Source organism: Pelomonas sp. Root1237, assembly GCF_001425055.1.
GTDB lineage: Bacteria > Pseudomonadota > Gammaproteobacteria > Burkholderiales > Burkholderiaceae_C > Pelomonas.
Genome location: NZ_LMDK01000018.1, coordinates 346,591 through 363,953 on the forward strand (window position 1 = coordinate 346,591; position 17,363 = coordinate 363,953).

Here is a 17,363-nt window from a genome sequence, read left to right on the forward strand (position 1 = left end):
TGTGGCTCTTCCGTGCTTCGCGCGAACCCTAATATCGAGAGTGATGGGAGTTAGAGGTGCGCGGCGTGTCGCCGTGTGCTCGCGGCCGGGGCCGCAGTTGCGGCGAGCAAGGGCTTCGACGAAGCCAGGCAGGTCTGCAGCTGAGGTGGCTTTACTTGCTGCGGTCCATAAGCTGGACCAGGGCGCTGAAGGGCGACACGAGGCCGCGGCGCCAGTTGCGCTCGACGATGGCGCGGTCAGCGCTGCGCAGTTTGAGCACGGCGGGCAGCACGCGCGGGCAGGGCACCAGGGCCAAGCGAGCGTACAAGTGGCGATGACGCCAGCCGACGCCGGCCTGCCAGGCGAGAGGGCCGTCCTCGGCGCGCAGCAGCACGAGACGAGCGAGCTGGGGCTCGCAGTCCAGCAGCTCCGTTGCTGCAATCTGCATCAATCGATGGCGCTGGAGGTCATCGGGCAGCGCCTGGACGACGCGTGCATGCCGGCCATCGGTCTGCAGGCGCGGCAGCAGCGCCTCGGCGCCTTCGTCCAGCGCCCGGTCGAAGTCGGCAGCCAGCGCGGTCACGAAAGCCCCGCCAGGCACCGAAGCCATCAGCCAGTTCTCGATGATGGGCAGCTCAGGCCGGGTTGTGTAGCGGTCGATGTAGAAGCCGACATAGTCCGCGGCGCGGCGCCGGCGCGTCTCGTGCAGCCAGCCCAAGTCGCGGCTCAGCAGCATGGAGGCGTCCATCCAGACACCGCCGTGCCGCGCCAGCAGCTGGACGCGCAGCCAGTCGGCCTGGCGGTGGGGCGGCATCTCGTCGAAATCTGTTCGCAGCGCGGGCAGCCATTGCGAGACGCTGGTGCGGTCCAGCAGGCGCAGTTGGTGGTCGGGCGCGAAGCGGCGCCAGTTGGCCAGGCAGTCCTGGATGAAGGCCGGCGCCGGGCTGGGCTGCCAGTAGGTCCAGATGATCCTGGGAATCTCGTCCTGGCAGAGCGGCGCGTTGTCGCCCACCATGATGGCGCGGGTCTGCGTCGGTACGCGGGCCCTCAGCACGGTGGCCAGTTCGCGCAGGAACAGGCCGGCGACGATGAGGACGATGCCCGTGGACAACCAGGGCATTCAGGTCAGCCGGCGGTCTAGCTGGCGCTCAAGGATGGCGAGGGGGCTGGCCGTGCGGTCCACCTGGGCCTCGGCCGGCAAGTGCAGGGTCTGTTCCATCATGAACTGGCCGGACATGACCGCATGCGACGTCTGGTCGGAATAGCAAACCCAGGTCGAGCCAGGCGGGAAGGGCATCTCGACCTGCGGGCTGCTGCGCTGGTAGTCCAGGTCGCCCTTCATGCCGTCGTGCAACTGCAGCATCAGGTGGTCGTATTCGGTGCGCAGCGACTTGGTCACGTGCAGCGCCTTCAGGGCCTTGGCCTGCCAGGCCACATAAGGCTTGGCGCGTGGCACGAAGCGCCGGGCGATGTCCTCGAAGGCCTCGCCGACGCGCCAGACGCGCGGCTCGCCGTTGGGGTTGAGGTTGGTGAACACACGCAGAATGCGCTCGCCGCGGTTGGGGCGCGAGGGGAAGGCGTCCACATGCAGGCGGCGGTCATCAGCGCGCCAGGACTGCACGCGCGACTCGACCTGCATGGGCCGATAGCTCGTGGGTGCCAGGCGCAGCGCCGGCTTGTAGGTTGGCGCGATTGCGTCGATCAGCGAGCAGGCGCGGGCGCGGAAACGCCCGATCATGGCTGCCAGCCTTGCCCGCTCTTCGCCCTGCACGGCGGCGCCAGCGAGCACGCCGTCAAGGCGCAGGCTGATGTTGCGTGCCTTCTCGTCACGCACGTCGGGGCGCAGCAGCCCGGCTTCTTCTGAAGTCAGCTCGAAGCGCAGCTCGGGGAAGAACAGCACCCGACCGGCTTCCAGGTCGGGCACGAGACCATGCCTGGGCGAGGTCCAGTCGCGGCTGTCGACAGTGACGATGCGGTTGTCCATGCCCCTGGCCTCATTCACGCCAATGATCGGCGATCCACTTTGCCGGGCGGGCGTGACGCCAGTTGCCTTCCGAGCGGCCGACCAGCGCATCGGGTGGGTTCATCACGCCGTGGAAGACCAGCACGCGCGCGCCGGCCGGAATGAAGGGGTCGCGCCAGAAGCTGGTGGGCCACATCGGCAGGCAGTGGTACTTGTAGCTGGCACACCAGTCTTTGGGCCAGTAGCCCAGCTTGCCCTGGTCGTGCAGGAAATGGCTGAGATATTCCTGCTCGTTGCGGTACTTGGCGCGCACCTCGTCCTGGTGAGCGATGAAGTGGGCCAGCACGTCGGCGTGGGCGCCGATGCGGAAACGGTAGACCGAGGAGTTGCCCGTCACGCGCCAGGGGCGCTTCCAGTCCTTGATGATGAGGAAGTCGCCGGGCACAGCGAAGAATTCGGTCAGGTCGCCGACGATGACGACGTCCAGGTCCAGGAACAGGGCCGTGCCCTTCAGGCCGAAGAGGTCGGCCTGGTAGGTGCCGAGCTTTTTCCAGCCGCCATCGCGCTTGCCTTGGCTGGCGTGCGTCTCGGGCAGCGGCAGGCTTTCGACCTCGGAGCGGATGCCGTTGGCGTCATCGGTGAAGCAGACGAAGCGGAAGGGGCCGCGCAGGTGGCGCGCGGCCATGCCGTACAGGCGGTTGACGTACTCGGGGCCGTACTTGGTGCCCCACTTCATGCAGATGACGAAGCGGTCTTCGGCTGCGCTGCTCATTTCAGTTGTTCCATAGTCATTGCGGGCCGAGCGCCGGGCCGCTCCCAAGCCGGCCCGCGCTGGCGATGTGCTTGCCGGTCAATCCGGCAAGCATCGCCGTCCCCCCCGGGGGACCGGTCAGGCGCACCGCGTTCAGCGGTGTGCGGCTGGGCGAGGGGCTTCATCTACGCAAGCTCCTCAATGGGTTGCGGCGGATAGCTGTCCCAGTTGAGGCAGGCCGGGCATTGCCAGAAGTAGTGGGCGGCCTCGAAGCCGCAGGCGGCGCAGCGATAGCGCTGCAGCGGCTTGGCGGCCTTTTCCAGCGTCTGGATCATGGGAGCGGCCTCGTCGGCGGGCAACGCGCCGGCATTGAGCTTGAGCAGCTCCGTGGCGGCCGACAGGGCCGGCTGCTCGCGCAGATGGGCCGCGAGGCGCTCACGTTGGGGGCCAGGCTGCAGGCCTGCCAGCGCGCGCAGCAAATGCATGCTGGGCGAGCGGTGGTACTGCTCGCTGATCAACGCGATGGCGCGCTCGGGCTGGCCCAGAGACTTGGCGGCGGCGGCGCAGTCGGCTGCAACGAGGTTGAAGGCCGGCGGATTGGCTGCGAGCAGCTTGGTGAAGGCGGCAAGCGCGGCTTCGGCCTGGCCGGCCTTCAGCAGCATCTGGCCCTGCAGCACATAGGCGCGGGCCGCTTCGGGCGCGCGGCGCTGCGCCTGTTCAAGCAGGGAGGGCACCAGGTCGACATGCCCCTGGGACTGGGCGACCAGGGCCTGCTCGCAGAGGTAATGCGCGATACGACCGGAGAAGGAGCCCGTACCTGCGGCTTCCAGTTCTGCGGCAACCTCGGCGGCCTTGGCCCAGTCGCGCGAACGCTCGTACAGCGACAAGAGGGCCAGGCGCGCCTCACGCTCGAAGGCGGTACCGCGCAGTTCGGCATAGGCCGCCTCGGCGCGGTCGAACAGGCCGGCCTTGAAGAAGTCCTGGGCCAGTTCGTGCTGGGCGCGATCGCGGTCGGTCTTGGGCAGGTCGCCGCGGCGCAACAGATGCTCGTGTACGCGCACGGCGCGCTCGGTCTCACCGCGGCGGCGGAACAGGCTGCCCAGGGCGAAGTGCAGCTCGGAGGTGTCGGGGTCGTTCTGGACGGCCTCGATGAAGGCATCGATGGCCTTGTCCTGCTGTTCGTTCAGCAGCAGGTTCAGACCCTTGAAATAGGCCTTGGGCGAATCACGCTGTTCCAGCTTCCACTGCTTGGAGTCGAGCTTGGAGGCCAGCCAGCCGAGGACGAAGACGACGGGCAGGACAAAGAGCAGCCAGCGCGGATCAAACTCCATCTTGGTGGGCGGCGTAAGGGGCTGCGGGGACTTCGGGTGTGGGTTGGGGCATGCCGGGCAGGGGTTCGACGCGTTGGGCGGCGCGGCGGTGGCGCCACCAGGCGGGCACCATGGCCAGCACGCCAAAGGCGGCGCCGAAGCCAAAGGCCAGCAGCACGATGATGACCTGCGGCGCGCGCCACTCGTGGCCGAAGAACCAGCGCACGACGGCTTCGTGGCTGTTGTTCAGCGCGAAGGCAAACAGTGTGAAGAAGAGCAGGGCTCGCAGGAGCCAGACGAGGGTGCGCATGGCCCGGGATTCTGACTCAGGCGGGGTCAGGCGTCCGTCACAGGAAGATGCTTGTCGACAGCCTCGCGCAGCGCCTTGCCGGGCTTGAAATGAGGAGCCAGTTTCTCGGGGATCATGACCTGCTCGCCGCTGCGCGGGTTGCGGCCCACGCGCGGCGGGCGGCGGCTGATGGAGAAGCTGCCAAAGCCGCGGATCTCGATGCGGTGGCCGCGCGCGAGGGCGTCGCTCATCGCGTCGAGGATGGTCTTGACCGCGAACTCTGTGTCCCGCTGGGTCAATTGGCCAAATCTTTCGGCGAGCACGGCGACGAGGTCGGAGCGGGTCATAAGCGAGGCAGCTTGTCGGTCTTGGAATTGAAACAGGCCCGCTGGCGAGGCCGGCGAGCCTGTGGGGAGCATACCCGGCCTCCAGCAATTCGCTAGAGGACCGGGCAGTTCAAACAGGGCTTAATTGCCCTGGTTGTCCAGCTTGGCGCGCAGCAGGGCGCCCAGGCTGGTGGTGCCGGCGTTTTCACGCTCGCTCGACTGGCTCAGGCGCGTCATGGCTTCCTGGTTGTCGGCGTTGTCCTTGGCCTTGATGGACAGCTGGATGTTGCGGGTCTTGCGGTCGATGTTGACGACGACGGCGGTGACTTCGTCGCCTTCCTTCAGCACGTTGCGGGCGTCTTCCACGCGGTCGCGGGAGATTTCCGAAGCGCGCAGATAGGCCATCACACCGTCAGCCAGCTCGATCTCGGCGCCGCGCGGGTCGACGGTCTTGACGATGCCGGTCACCGAAGCGCCACGGTCATTGATCGTGGTGTAGGCGGTGAAGGGATCGCTGTCCAGCTGCTTGATGCCCAGCGAGATACGCTCGCGCTCGACGTCCACGGCCAGCACGACGGCTTCGACTTCCTGGCCCTTCTTGAAGTTGCGAACGGCGGTTTCGCCGGTCTCGTCCCAGGACAGGTCGGACAGGTGCACCAGGCCGTCGATGCCTTGCGCCAGGCCCACGAACACGCCGAAGTCGGTGATCGACTTGACCGGGCCCTTGACCTTGTCGCCGCGCTTGACGTTCTCGGCGAACTCTTCCCACGGGTTGGCCTTGCACTGCTTCATGCCCAGGCTGATGCGACGCTTGTCTTCGTCGATTTCCAGGACCATGACTTCGACTTCGTCGCCCAGCGAGACCAGCTTGCTAGGGGCGATGTTCTTGTTGGTCCAGTCCATTTCGGAGACGTGCACCAGGCCTTCGATGCCCGGCTCGATCTCGACGAACGCGCCGTAGTCGGCGATGTTCGTGACCTTGCCGAACAGGCGGGTGCCGGTCGGGTAGCGGCGCGCAACGCCGAACCACGGGTCGTCGCCCAGCTGCTTGATGCCCAGCGAGACACGGTTCTTCTCGGCGTCGAACTTCAGGACCTTGGCGGTCAGTTCCTGGCCAACCGTCACGACTTCGGACGGGTGACGGACACGGCGCCATGCCATGTCGGTGATGTGCAGCAGGCCGTCGATGCCGCCGAGGTCCACGAACGCACCGTATTCAGTGATGTTCTTGACCACGCCGTTGACGATGGCGCCTTCGGACAGCGTTTCGAGCAGCTTGGCGCGCTCTTCACCCATGGAGGCTTCGACCACGGCACGACGCGACAGCACAACGTTGTTGCGCTTGCGGTCGAGCTTGATGACCTTGAATTCCATGGTCTTGCCCTCGAACGGGCTCATGTCCTTCACCGGGCGCGTGTCCAGCAGCGAGCCGGGCAGGAAGGCGCGGATGCCGTTGACCAGGACGGTCAGGCCGCCCTTGACCTTGCCGGAGACGGTGCCGGTCACGAAGTCGCCGGACTCCAGGGCCGTTTCCAGGCTCAGCCACGAGGCCAGGCGCTTGGCCTTGTCGCGCGACAGGATGGTGTCGCCGTAGCCGTTTTCGATGGCGTCGATGGCGACGGAGACGAAGTCGCCGACCTGGACTTCCAGTTCGCCCTGGTCGTTCTTGAACTCTTCGATGGGCACGTAGGCTTCGGACTTGAGGCCTGCGTTGACGACGACGAAGTTGTGTTCGACACGAACGACTTCGGCCGAGATCACTTCGCCAGCGCGCATGTCGGAGCGCTGCAGCGACTCCTCGAACATGGCGGCAAAGGATTCCATGCCGGAGGCTTGGGCGGTTTGGGTTTGGGACATGTGATGGATCCTGATGCGCCGGGGAACCCCGGACGCGGCGTGCAGACAAGCTGCGGGTTAAGTTGTTGACATCGCGACCCTCAGTGAACTGACGTTCGGAGGGAAGGGCCGCGGGCCGTGGCGTCTCAAGCCTGGACCTTCTCTGGCACCTCGTGCGTAACGAGGCGCGTCAAAAAGGCCTGCGCTGTTGCCACCAATCCAGCACCTGATCCACCGAGGCTTCGATGGTCAGCGCCGAGTTGTCGAGCAGCTGCGCGTCCTGCGCGGGTTCCAGTGGCGAGGCTGAGCGGTTCTTGTCCCGTTCGTCCCGCGCCTCCAGATCTTCGCGCAAGCTGTCAATATTAGCCGAAATTCCTTTGGAAATCAACTGCTTATGCCTGCGCTCAGCGCGCGTCGCGGCGCTGGCGGTGAGGAATACCTTGAGGGAGGCGTCGGGGAAGATGGCTGTGCCCATGTCGCGGCCGTCGGCGACGAGACCGGGCAGGCGGCGGAAGTCGAGTTGCAACTGATGCAGGGCCTTGCGCACCTGAGGATGGACGGCGACCTGTGAGGCCAGCAGGCCGGTCGCTTCGGCTCGCAGCCGGGCACTGACGTCTTCCTGGCCCAGGAAGACATGGCCATCGCTGAAGCGCAGTTGCAGCGTCGGCACGATGGCGGCGACGGCGTCGCCGTCATCCAGGTTCAAGCCGGCGCGGCGCGCGGCCAAGCCCGCGACGCGGTAGAGCGCACCGGAATCAAGCACGGCAAAGCCGAGCGCCTTGCCCACCTCATCGGCCAGCGTGCCCTTGCCGGAGGCGGTCGGGCCGTCGATGGTGACGACCGGAATGTCGGCAGCGTTGGCCACCACGACGCCAAAAAGCGTCTCGAAGTAGTCCGGGAAGGTCTTGGCGACGCAGTGCGGCTCGAGGATGCGCACCGGCACGGCCTGCGCGCTGACAAGGCCGTTGAAGGCGGCCAGCGAGAAACACATGGCGACGCGGTGATCGTCGTAGGTGTGGATGGCCGCGGCCTTCCAGTCCTGCAGCGGTTCAACGCGGATCCAGTCCGGCCCTTCGTCGACCGTGGCACCCAGCTTGCGCAGCTCGGCGGCCATGGCAGCAATGCGATCGGTCTCCTTGACGCGCCAGCTGGCGATATTGGTCAGCGTGGTCGGGCCGTCGGCGTAAAGCGCCATCACTGTCAACGTCATCGCCGCGTCGGGGATGTGGTTGCAGTCCAGCGTGAGGCCCTTCAGCGGCCAGGCGCCGCGGCGTACTTCCAGCCAATTGGGCCCGGTCTTGACCTGCGCACCCATGGCGGCAGCGGCCTCGATGAAACGCACATCGCCCTGCAGGGATTCGCTGCCGACACCTTCGATGCGGATCGGCGTATCGATCGCGGCGATGGCGCCGAGGCCGACGAAATAGGACGCCGAGGACGCATCGCCCTCGACGAAGACCTCGCCGGGCGAGCGATAGCGGCTTCCGGCCGGGATGATGAAAGCCTCCCAGCCTTCACGCTTCACCGCGATGCCAAAACGCTCCAGCAGGGCCAGCGTGATCTCGATATAGGGCTTGGAGATCAGCTCGCCGATGACCTCGATGCGAATGTCGCGCTCGGCCACCAGCGGCAGGGCCAGCAGCAGGGCCGTGAGGAACTGGCTGGACACGTCACCGCGCACGCGCACTGGCGTGTCCAGCGCGAGCTGGGACGGGCCGCGCAGGCGCAGCGGCGGGTAGCCTGCATTGCCGAGGTCGTCGATCTCGCAGCCCAGGCCGCGCAGCGCGTTGACGAGATCGCCGATGGGGCGCTCATGCATGCGCGCCACGCCGGACACCTCGAAGCTCGCCCCCTGCGTCGCGGCCAGCAGAGCGAGCGCTGCGGTCAACGGTCGCATGGCGGTGCCGGCGTTGCCGAGAAACAGTTTGGCGTCCTTGGCGCGAAGGCGGCCACCCAGTCCGTCGATGACGACGGCCTCGCCTTCGTTCCAGACGCCGCAGCCGAGCGCCCGCAGCGCATCGAGCATGACAGCCGTGTCGTCGGACGCCAGCAGGTCGCGCACGACGGTCTTGCCTTCGCTCAAGGCTGCCAGCAGCAGCACGCGGTTGGAAATGCTCTTGGAACCGGGCAGGCGCACGGTGCCTGCGGCGCCGCGCAGGGGCGGCAGGTCGAGAAAGGGGATCTTGAACATCACTTGCCGGCTGGTCGGCCGGGAGGAGGGGCAGGGGGCGGATTGCCCCAGGCCGAACGGCCTTCGGAGATGGGACGCAGCGCGGCTTCCAGGGCCGGCGCGTCACCGGATTCGATCAGCGCTTCGAGCTGATCCAGCATGGTGCGAAAACGCTTGGACTGGGCCAGCACCTCGTGCTTGTTGGCCAGCAGGATGTCGCGCCACACGGACGGCTCGCCGGCGGCGATGCGGGTGAAGTCGCGAAAGCCTGGGCCGGCCAGGCTCAGGTAGTCGCGCGCGGCCGGCTGCTCGGCGATGGCCTGGAAATAGGCAAAGGCCAGCAGATGCGGCAGGTGGCTGACTGCGGCGAAGGCCGCGTCATGGTTGTGCGGCCGCATCTTCAGCACCGTGGCGCCCAGGGCGGACCAAACGTCGGTTGCACGCTGCACCAATTGCGGATTGGTGAAGGGCTGGGGTGTCAGGATGACCTGACGGCCTTCGTAGAGATTCGCCTCGGCATGCTGGACACCGCCCGACTCCTTGCCGGCGATGGGATGGCAGGGCACGAAGCTGGAAGAGCGGTCACCCAGGGCGCGGCGCGCGGCCTCGATGACGTCGCACTTGGTCGAGCCGACGTCCATGAACAGGACGCCCGGATTGACGAGGTGGCGGATGGCCTTGAGCGTGCTCTCGGTGGCCGACACGGGTACCGCGATCAGCACGATGTCCGAACCTGACACCGCCAGCAGCGCCGATTCGGCGGCCACATCGATGACGCCCAGCTTCTTGGCCTGCTCCGTCGTGGACGGCGACTTGCTGTAGCCGACGACGCGTTTGACCAGGCCGGCTTTTTTCATCGCCAGCGCGAAGCTGCCACCCATCAGGCCGCATCCAATCACGCCGAGCTGTTGAAACATGGTTAGTTTTTCACCGGGTAGGCGCCCAGCATCTTGAAGAAGGCGCAGAGCTCGCGCAACTCAGCCAGCGCGTCGGCGACGTGGCGCTGCGTCGGATGGCCGTCGAGGTCGATGTAGAAGTAGTAATCCCACTGGCCGGTACGGGCCGGGCGGGACTCCAGGCGGGTCATGGATACGCCGTGCTTCTTCAGCGGCACCAGCAGATCGTGCATGGCGCCGGGCCGGTTGGGCACGGAAACGACCAGGCTGGTGCAGTCGCGCCCGGTGGCCGGCGGTGTGGCCATCGTCTGCGGCAGGCAGATGACGGCGAAGCGCGTGCGGTTGTATGCCTCGTCCTGGATGGCGTGCGCGGTGATGTGCAGGCCGAAAACCTGCGAGGCACGTTCGCTGCCCAGGGCGGCCCAGGCCGGGTTGGTGGCGGCCAGGCGCGAGCCCTCGGCATTGCTGGACACGGCGCGGCGCTCGACGTCGGGCAGGTGCTTGTTCAGCCAGTTCTGGCATTGGGCCAGGGCTTGCGGGTGCGCGAGCACCGCTTCGATGCCGTGCATCGAAGGCTCCTTGCGCATCAGGTTGTGGCGGATCAGCAGGCTGACCTCGCCGACCACATGGCAGGGCGTGTGCAGGAACAGGTCCAGCGAGCGCGTGACGACGCCCTCGGTCATGTTCTCGACGCCGACGACGCCGAACTGCGCGCTGCCGCTGGCCGTCGCGTGGAAGACCTCGTCGAAAGTGGCGCAGTAGGTCATGTCGGCGGCGCTGCCGAAGTATTCGAGAGCGGCCTGCTCGCAGAAGGTGCCGATGGGGCCGAGCACGGCGACGCGCTGCGGCGACTCCAGCGCCAGGCAGGCGGACATGATCTCGCGCCAAATGGCCGCGACGTGCTCGGACTTCAACGGCCCCGGGTTAGCGGCACGGATCTTGTCGATGACCTGGGCGACGCGGTCCGGGCGGAAAAAGGGTGTGCCCTCGGCGCGCTTGATCTCGCCGACTTGCTCGGCGACGCGGGCGCGCTGGTTCAGCAGGTCCAGCAGCTGGCGGTCCAGGCCGTCGATCTGGTCGCGCAGCGCGAGCAGTGCCTGGGAGGCGACAGGTTCAGCCATGGCGGGCCTCGAAGTCCTTCAGGAATGACACCAGCGCCTGCACGCCTTCCAGCGGCATCGCGTTGTAGATGGACGCGCGCATGCCGCCCATCGACTTGTGACCCTTGAGCTGCAGCAGGCCAGCGGCCTTGGCCGCGGTCAGGAAGCTCTCGTTGAGCTTTTCATCCTTCAGGAAGAAGGGCACGTTCATGCGTGAGCGGCAGCTGGCGTCGACGCGGTTCTCGTAGAAGCCGGAGGCATCCAGCGTCGCGTAGAGCAGGCCGGCCTTGTCGATGTTGCGCTGCTCAATGGCGGCCAGGTCGCGCTTGCCGGCGTACTCAAAGCCTTTCACCCACTGGAACACCAGACCCGCCACATAGATCGCGAAGGTTGGCGGCGTGTTGAACATGGACTGGGCTGCCGCTACGGTTTCGTAGTTGAAGGCCGAAGGACAGATCTCCAGTGCGCGGCCCAGAAGGTCTTCGCGCACGAAGACCAGGGTCATGCCGGCCGGGCCGATGTTCTTCTGCGCGCCGCCGAAGGCCAGGCCGATGCGGCTCCAGTCGATGGGGCGCGACAACAGGTGGGAGGAGCAGTCGATGACCAGCGGCACGCCGTTGCCGATACGGGGCAGGTCATGGAATTCGACGCCGTCGATGGTCTCGTTGGTGCAGACGTGGACATAGCTCGCGTCGCTGCGAAGTTGCCAGTCGCCGGGGATGGCATGCCCGCTGCCGATGTCGGCGGCGATCTGCACGTCGGCATAGCGGCGCGCCTCGGCGGCGCTCTTGCGCGACCAAGAGCCCGTCACGACGACATCGACCTTGCCGCCACGGCTCAGGTTCAGCGGCACGATGGCGTTTTCACCCAAGCCGCCACCCTGCATGAAGAGGATGCGGAAGTTGGCCGGCACGGCGAGCAGCTCGCGCAGATCCCGCTCAGCCGCTTCCGCGATGGAGATGAACTCCTTGCCGCGGTGGCTCATCTCCATGACGCTCATGCCACTGCCGTGCCAGTCCAGCATCTCGGCCGCCACCTGTTGCAGCACCGGTTCAGGCAGTGTGGCGGGGCCGGGGGCGAAATTGAACGGGCGGGCTGTGGTCATCGAGATCCGGGAGGCTACTTCTTGGGCGCGGAGGCTGCGGGCTTGGGCGCGGCGGCCGGCGGAGGCTGCAGGCCCAATTGCTTGGCCAGCGTGGTCTGCAAGGCCTTGAGACGGCCTTCCAGCGTGGGGCCGGCCTCGGCCATCACCTTTTGCGCGACGGCCTTCTGCAGTTCGACGCTGGCAAGGCCGAATTTCTGGCTGACCGGCGATTCTGCCCAGGCGACGACCTGCTTCAGTTCGTCCTCGTTGAAGCGTTCGTCCAGCAGGGCCGAAGCCGTGGGCCCAATCGCCTTGGCGATCTTGTCCTTCAGGTAGGGCACGTTTTCCTCGATGAACTTCTTCAGCTCGGCGTCCATGGCCTTGGCCGTCGCGTCGCGCTTCTCGGGCGGCACTTGCTGCAGCGCGGCGCGGCCGCCTTGCGTCAGCTGCGGCAGGGGTTGCTGCACGATGCTGGCCGCCATGCTGTCGGCCATGCCCTGCTGCTGCAGCGCCACGATCTTGTCGATCAGAGCCTTCTTGGCCGGCGACGGATCGGCCAGGGCGGTGCCAGTGGCCAGGGCCAGGGCGAGGGCCAGGCCCAGGTTGCGAGAGGTCATGTGATCAGTCCTTGGGGGCTTCGGAGGAGTCATCGGTAAGGCCGGCCTCGCCATCTTCGGCAGGGGCATCGGTCTCGTTGGCGTCGTTCTCGACGATGCGCTGCAGGCCGGACAGCTTGCTGCCGTCGTCCAGCGCGATCAGTGTGACGCCTTGCGTGGCGCGGCCGAGTTCGCGGATCTCGCTGACGCGGGTGCGCACCAGCACGCCCTTGTCGGTGATCAGCATGATCTCGTCCTCGGGGCGCACCAGCGTCGCGGCGACGACGCGGCCATTGCGCTCGCTCTGCTGGATGGCAATCATGCCCTTGGTACCGCGGCCGTGGCGCGTGTACTCAACGATGGACGTGCGCTTGCCGTAGCCGTTCTCGGTGGCGGTCAGCACGCTCTGGGTTTCGTCTTCGGCCACCAGCATGGCGATGAGGCGCTGGTCGGGCTCGAGCATCATGCCGCGCACGCCGCGGGCGGTGCGGCCCATCGGGCGCACGTCGTCCTCGTCGAAGCGCACGGCCTTGCCGCCGTCGCTGAACAGCATCACATCGTGGTGGCCGTCGGTCAGTGCGGCGCCGATCAGGTGGTCGCCCTCGTCCAGGTCGACGGAGATGATGCCGGCCTTGCGGGGATTGCTGAAGTCCTTCAGAGAGGTCTTCTTGACCGTGCCCATGGCCGTGGCCATGAAGATGAAGTGATCTTCAGGGAAGCTGCGGAACTCGCCGGTCAGCGCCAGCACGACGGTGATCTTCTCGTCGGCCTGCAGCGGGAACATGTTGACGATGGGCTTGCCGCGCGAGTTGCGCGAGCCCTGCGGTACTTCCCAGACCTTGAGCCAGTAGACGCGGCCGCGGTTGGAGAAGCACAGCAGCCAGTCGTGGGTGTTGGCGATGAAGAGCTGGTCGACCCAGTCGTCGTCCTTCGTCTGCGTGGCCTGCTTGCCGCGGCCGCCGCGCTTTTGAGCGCGGTATTCGCTCAATGCCTGGCTCTTGATGTAGCCGGTGTGCGAGAGCGTCACGACCATGTCGGTCGGCGTGATGAGGTCTTCGGTGCCGAGTTCCTGGGCGTTGTGCTCGATGACGCTGCGGCGAGCGCCCAGCTTGGTCTGGCCGAACTCGTTCTTCAGCTGCACCAGCTCGTCGCTGATGATGGTTGTCACCCGGGCAGGCGTGGCAAGGATGTTGAGCAGATCGGCGATCTCCGCCATCACTTCCTTGTACTCGCCGACGATCTTGTCCTGCTCCAGGCCAGTCAGGCGTTGCAGGCGCATCTGCAGGATTTCGCCAGCCTGCGATTCCGACAGGCGGTACAGGCCGTCGGCCTGCATGCCGTACTCGGGCTCCAGGCCTTCGGGACGGTAGGCGGAGGGGCCACCGGCCGACAGCGTCTCGGTGCGCGACAGCATCTCGCGCACCAGCGACGAATCCCAGCTCTTGGCCATCAGGGCAGCCTTGGCGACGGGCGGCGTCGGCGAGGTCTTGATGGTCTCGATGAATTCGTCGATGTTGGCCAGCGCCACCGCCAGGCCTTCCAGCACATGGCCGCGCTCGCGGGCCTTGCGCAGTTCGTAGATCGTGCGGCGGGTCACCACCTCGCGGCGGTGCTCCAGGAACACGATGACCATGTCGCGCAGATTGCATAGCTTGGGCTGGCCATCGACGAGGGCGACCATGTTCATGCCGAAGCTGTCCTGCAGCTGCGTCTGCTTGTACAGGTTGTTCAGCACCACCTCGGGCACTTCACCGCGCTTGAGCTCGATGACCACGCGCATCCCGGACTTGTCGGACTCGTCCTGGATGTGGCTGATGCCCTCGATCTTCTTTTCCTGCACCAGTTCGGCAATGCGCTCAAGCAGGGTCTTCTTGTTGACCTGGTAGGGGATCTCGTCAACGATGATCGACTGGCGCGAACCCTTGTCGATGTCCTCGAAATGCACCTTGGCGCGCATGACGACGCGGCCGCGGCCGGTGCGGTAGCCATCGCGCACGCCAGCCAGGCCGTAGATGATGCCGGCGGTCGGGAAGTCCGGCGCCGGGATGATCTCCATCAGCTCGTCAACGGTGCATTCCGGGCTCTTCAGCGCGAACAGGCAGGCGTCGACAACCTCGTTGAGGTTGTGCGGCGGGATATTCGTGGCCATACCCACGGCAATACCCGAAGCGCCATTCACCAGAAGATTCGGCAAACGGGTCGGCAGTACCAGGGGTTCCTTATGGCTGCCGTCATAGTTCGGCCCGAAATCGACGGTTTCCTTGTCGATGTCAGCCAACATTTCGTGAGCGATTTTGTCGAGACGAATCTCGGTGTATCGCATTGCAGCGGCGTTATCTCCGTCGATCGAGCCGAAGTTGCCTTGACCATCGATCAGCATGTGGCGCAGGCTGAATGGCTGCGCCATGCGGACGATGGTGTCGTAAATGGCCGAGTCGCCGTGCGGGTGGTATTTGCCCATGGTCTCGCCCACCGCCTGCGCACTCTTGCGGTACTTGGCGTTGTAGGTGTTGCCCATCTCGTTCATCGCGTACAGCACGCGACGGTGCACCGGCTTCAGGCCGTCACGCGCATCGGGCAGGGCGCGTCCCACGATCACGCTCATCGCGTAGTCGAGATAGGAGCGGCGCATCTCCTCCTCGAGGCTGATCGGGAGGGTTTCCTTGGCGAACTGGGTCATGCGGCAGGATGACGCACGCGCTACACGGCCGCGGCGTCCTCAGAGGTAGGTGAAAGGCGCGAATTCTATGCGGCCCGCCCCCCTGTAGCAGCAGCGCAACATCGTCACCATGGCCTTGAACGTAGGCCGCCACAATGCGTTGGTCTCGGTGCCCCCATGGCACAATCGTCGGGTCCCTAGGAGAAACCCTAAAGTCTCTCCTGAGGTTAGAGGTTGAGTACTGACTCTCGCAGGGCAACTGCGGCATTCCTTGAGAGGAGAATCATGAAGAAACTGAATCGTGTGGCGTCGCTGTTTGCGGTGGCCGCGGTCGCCGTTGCTGCGTCTGGCGCATCGGCCCAAGCTATCGACAACTGGCGCGCAACCGACGGCACCGTCTGGAAGAACGGCACCAACGAATATTGCTGGCGCGACAATTTCTGGACACCCGCTACGGCCGCCAAGGGCTGCGACGGCGAAATCAAGCCGGCACCCAAGGTTGAGCCGCCGGTACCGGTTGCTCCCCCGCCTCCGGCCCCGGCTCCCCAGCCTCCGAAGCCGGTTCCCCCGCCGCCGGCTCCGGTCAGCGAGAAGGTTACCTTCGCCGCTGATGCCTTCTTCGACTTCGACAAGTCGACGCTGAAGCCCGAAGCCACCGCCAAGCTGGACGACCTGGTCAGCAAGACCAAGGGCATCAACCTGGAAGTCATCATCGCCGTTGGCCACACCGACTCGGTGGGCAGCGATGAGTACAACCAGAAGCTGTCGATCCGCCGCTCGGAAGCCGTCAAGGCCTACCTGGTTGGCAAGGGTGTCGAGCCGAACCGCGTCTACACCGAAGGCAAGGGCGAAAAGCAGCCCGTCGCCGACAACAAGACGACCGAAGGCCGCGCCAAGAACCGCCGCACCGAGATCGAAGTCGTCGGTACGCGCAACAAGTAAGCTCAGCGCCCTCGGGCGCTTTGCGCAAAGCCCCGCACGGTCCGCCGTCGGGGCTTTTCTACTTTCTGGATGTCATGACGATCAACGCCGATCCGCAAGAGCTCGCCAAATTCGGCGAACTGGCCCACCGCTGGTGGGACCCCGAGAGCGACTTCAAACCGCTGCACGAGATCAACCCGCTGCGCCTGGGATGGATTCAGCAGCTCTGCCCTTTGGCAGGCAAGCGTGTGCTGGACGTCGGTTGTGGCGGCGGCATTCTGAGCGATTCCATGGCACGTGCCGGCGCCCAGGTGCTGGGCATCGACCTGTCGACCAAGCCGCTGCGCGTCGCAGAACTGCACGCCATGGAGGCGGGGACCGAAGGCGTGGAATACCGCGAAATCGCTGTCGAAGTGTTGGCCACTGAACAACCGGCCAGCTTCGACGTGGTTACCTGCATGGAGATGTTGGAGCATGTGCCCGACCCGGCCTCGGTCGTGCGGGCGCTGGCGACGCTGGTCAAGCCCGGCGGCTGGGTCTTCCTGTCGACGCTCAATCGCAACGCCAAGTCGTTCTTGCTCGCCATCGTTGGTGCGGAGTACGTACTGCAGATGCTGCCCAAGGGCACGCACGAATATGCGCGCTTCCTGAAGCCGTCGGAGCTGTCGCAGTTCTGTCGCGACGCCGGGCTTGAGCTGCAAGGCAGCCGCGGCCTGACCTACAACCCGCTCACGCAGCGCTACAGCCTCGGCAGCGACACCGACGTGAACTACCTGCTGGCTTGCCGCCGTCCCGCTTGAAGCTTGCCGCCCCCTGGTCGCATCTGCAGGCCGTGCTGTTCGACCTGGACGGCACGTTGATCGACAGTGCTGCTGACCTTGCGGCGGCGGCCAATGCGATGCGCGCCGATCGTGGTCTCACGCCGCTGCCGTTGCCGCAATATCGGCCGCATGGCGGCTCCGGCGCGCGCGGCATGCTGGGCCAAGCCTTCGGCGCGGCGCCTGGTCAGTCGGGCTATGACGAACTCAAGCGTGAATTTCTGGATCGCTACGAAGCGCTGATGTATGACAGCACGCGCACCTTTGTCGGCATCGAGGCGGAACTTCTCGGGCTCGCTGATGCGGGCCTGGCATGGGGCATCGTCACCAACAAGGCCGAACGCTTCGCCTTGCCGCTTGCCAAGGCGCTGGGTTTGGCGGCCGGCGCCATCGTGGGCGGCGACACCACGAGCCATACCAAGCCGCACCCCGCCCCGCTGCTGGAGGCAGCACGCCGCTTGAACGTGGTACCGGCGTCCTGCCTCTATGTCGGAGACGACGAACGCGACATCCTGGCCGGTCGCGCTGCTGGCATGGCAACGGCCGCTGCGGCGTGGGGCTATCTCGGCCATAGCGGTGAATTTCGTCATTGGGGCGCCGACCTGGAGCTGTCCGCGCCGGGTGAGCTCTTGAAAGCGCTCGGTCTGGCCTAAGATGCGAGGTCT

The 17,363-nt window shown here is 66.1% G+C and carries 16 protein-coding genes; 3 read left to right on the forward strand and 13 right to left on the reverse strand.

Annotated features, from left to right (window positions below):
• Positions 1–151: 151 nt before the first annotated feature.
• From ASC91_RS22260 to gyrA, 13 genes are all read right to left on the reverse strand, one after another.
• On the reverse strand, positions 152–1,099 hold the full coding sequence (locus ASC91_RS22260; protein WP_056202096.1) for a glycosyltransferase family 32 protein: 948 nt from the start codon (positions 1,097–1,099) through the stop codon (positions 152–154).
• Positions 1,100–1,963, reverse strand: coding sequence for a Kdo hydroxylase family protein (locus tag ASC91_RS22265; RefSeq protein WP_056202097.1), 864 nt, complete (start codon positions 1,961–1,963; stop codon positions 1,100–1,102). It lies immediately after the preceding gene.
• A gap of 10 nt (positions 1,964–1,973) precedes the next feature.
• Positions 1,974–2,714, reverse strand: coding sequence for a hypothetical protein (locus tag ASC91_RS22270; protein WP_056202100.1), 741 nt, complete (start codon positions 2,712–2,714; stop codon positions 1,974–1,976).
• Positions 2,715–2,878: 164 nt separating this feature from the next.
• Entirely contained in the window at positions 2,879–4,024 is a 1,146-nt protein-coding gene (gene lapB, locus ASC91_RS22275) for a lipopolysaccharide assembly protein LapB (protein ID WP_056202104.1), read from the reverse strand.
• Entirely contained in the window at positions 4,014–4,313 is a 300-nt protein-coding gene (locus ASC91_RS22280; protein WP_056202107.1) for a lipopolysaccharide assembly LapA domain-containing protein, read from the reverse strand. Before ASC91_RS22280 ends, lapB begins: the two co-directional genes overlap by 11 nt.
• Before the next feature lie 26 nt (positions 4,314–4,339).
• Positions 4,340–4,639, reverse strand: a complete 300-nt coding sequence (locus tag ASC91_RS22285) for an integration host factor subunit beta (protein ID WP_056202110.1) — start codon at positions 4,637–4,639, stop codon at positions 4,340–4,342.
• A gap of 120 nt (positions 4,640–4,759) precedes the next feature.
• The gene (gene rpsA, locus ASC91_RS22290) at positions 4,760–6,475 is read right to left on the reverse strand and encodes a 30S ribosomal protein S1 (RefSeq protein ID WP_082532915.1); all 1,716 of its coding nucleotides are present in this window, start codon (positions 6,473–6,475) and stop codon (positions 4,760–4,762) included.
• 169 nt (positions 6,476–6,644) lie between these two features.
• Entirely contained in the window at positions 6,645–8,645 is a 2,001-nt protein-coding gene (locus ASC91_RS22295) for a bifunctional 3-phosphoshikimate 1-carboxyvinyltransferase/cytidylate kinase (protein ID WP_056202116.1), read from the reverse strand.
• Positions 8,645–9,541, reverse strand: coding sequence for a prephenate dehydrogenase/arogenate dehydrogenase family protein (locus tag ASC91_RS22300; RefSeq protein WP_056202119.1), 897 nt, complete (start codon positions 9,539–9,541; stop codon positions 8,645–8,647). Before ASC91_RS22300 ends, ASC91_RS22295 begins: the two co-directional genes overlap by 1 nt.
• 2 nt (positions 9,542–9,543) lie before the next feature.
• A complete protein-coding gene (pheA, locus tag ASC91_RS22305; protein ID WP_056202122.1) occupies positions 9,544–10,641 on the reverse strand; it encodes a prephenate dehydratase in 1,098 nt (365 codons plus the stop codon).
• Positions 10,634–11,725 carry a 3-phosphoserine/phosphohydroxythreonine transaminase gene (serC, locus tag ASC91_RS22310; protein WP_056202125.1) on the reverse strand — a complete coding sequence of 364 codons (1,092 nt, stop codon included), beginning with the start codon at positions 11,723–11,725 and terminating at the stop codon, positions 10,634–10,636. The genes pheA and serC overlap by 8 nt, the downstream gene beginning before the upstream one ends.
• A 14-nt stretch (positions 11,726–11,739) precedes the next feature.
• The gene (locus tag ASC91_RS22315; protein ID WP_056202128.1) at positions 11,740–12,321 is read right to left on the reverse strand and encodes a DUF2059 domain-containing protein; all 582 of its coding nucleotides are present in this window, start codon (positions 12,319–12,321) and stop codon (positions 11,740–11,742) included.
• A 4-nt stretch (positions 12,322–12,325) separates the two neighbouring features.
• Positions 12,326–14,980 (reverse strand): DNA gyrase subunit A, encoded by a 2,655-nt coding sequence (gene gyrA / locus ASC91_RS22320; protein ID WP_056202130.1) that lies wholly within the window; start codon positions 14,978–14,980, stop codon positions 12,326–12,328.
• Between the two features lie 264 nt (positions 14,981–15,244).
• On the opposite strand from gyrA, the gene ompA reads away from it, so the two are divergent.
• The 3 genes from ompA (at position 15,245) to ASC91_RS22335 (ending at position 17,351) form a co-directional block, all read left to right on the forward strand.
• The gene (ompA, locus tag ASC91_RS22325; RefSeq protein WP_056202133.1) at positions 15,245–15,901 is read left to right on the forward strand and encodes an outer membrane protein OmpA; all 657 of its coding nucleotides are present in this window, start codon (positions 15,245–15,247) and stop codon (positions 15,899–15,901) included.
• Positions 15,902–15,975: 74 nt separating this feature from the next.
• Positions 15,976–16,680: a bifunctional 2-polyprenyl-6-hydroxyphenol methylase/3-demethylubiquinol 3-O-methyltransferase UbiG gene (gene ubiG / locus ASC91_RS22330; RefSeq protein WP_056202136.1), complete on the forward strand. Its 705-nt coding sequence runs from the start codon at positions 15,976–15,978 to the stop codon at positions 16,678–16,680.
• Positions 16,677–17,351 carry an HAD-IA family hydrolase gene (locus tag ASC91_RS22335; RefSeq protein WP_056202139.1) on the forward strand — a complete coding sequence of 225 codons (675 nt, stop codon included), beginning with the start codon at positions 16,677–16,679 and terminating at the stop codon, positions 17,349–17,351. Before ubiG ends, ASC91_RS22335 begins: the two co-directional genes overlap by 4 nt.
• Positions 17,352–17,363 lie beyond the last annotated feature (12 nt).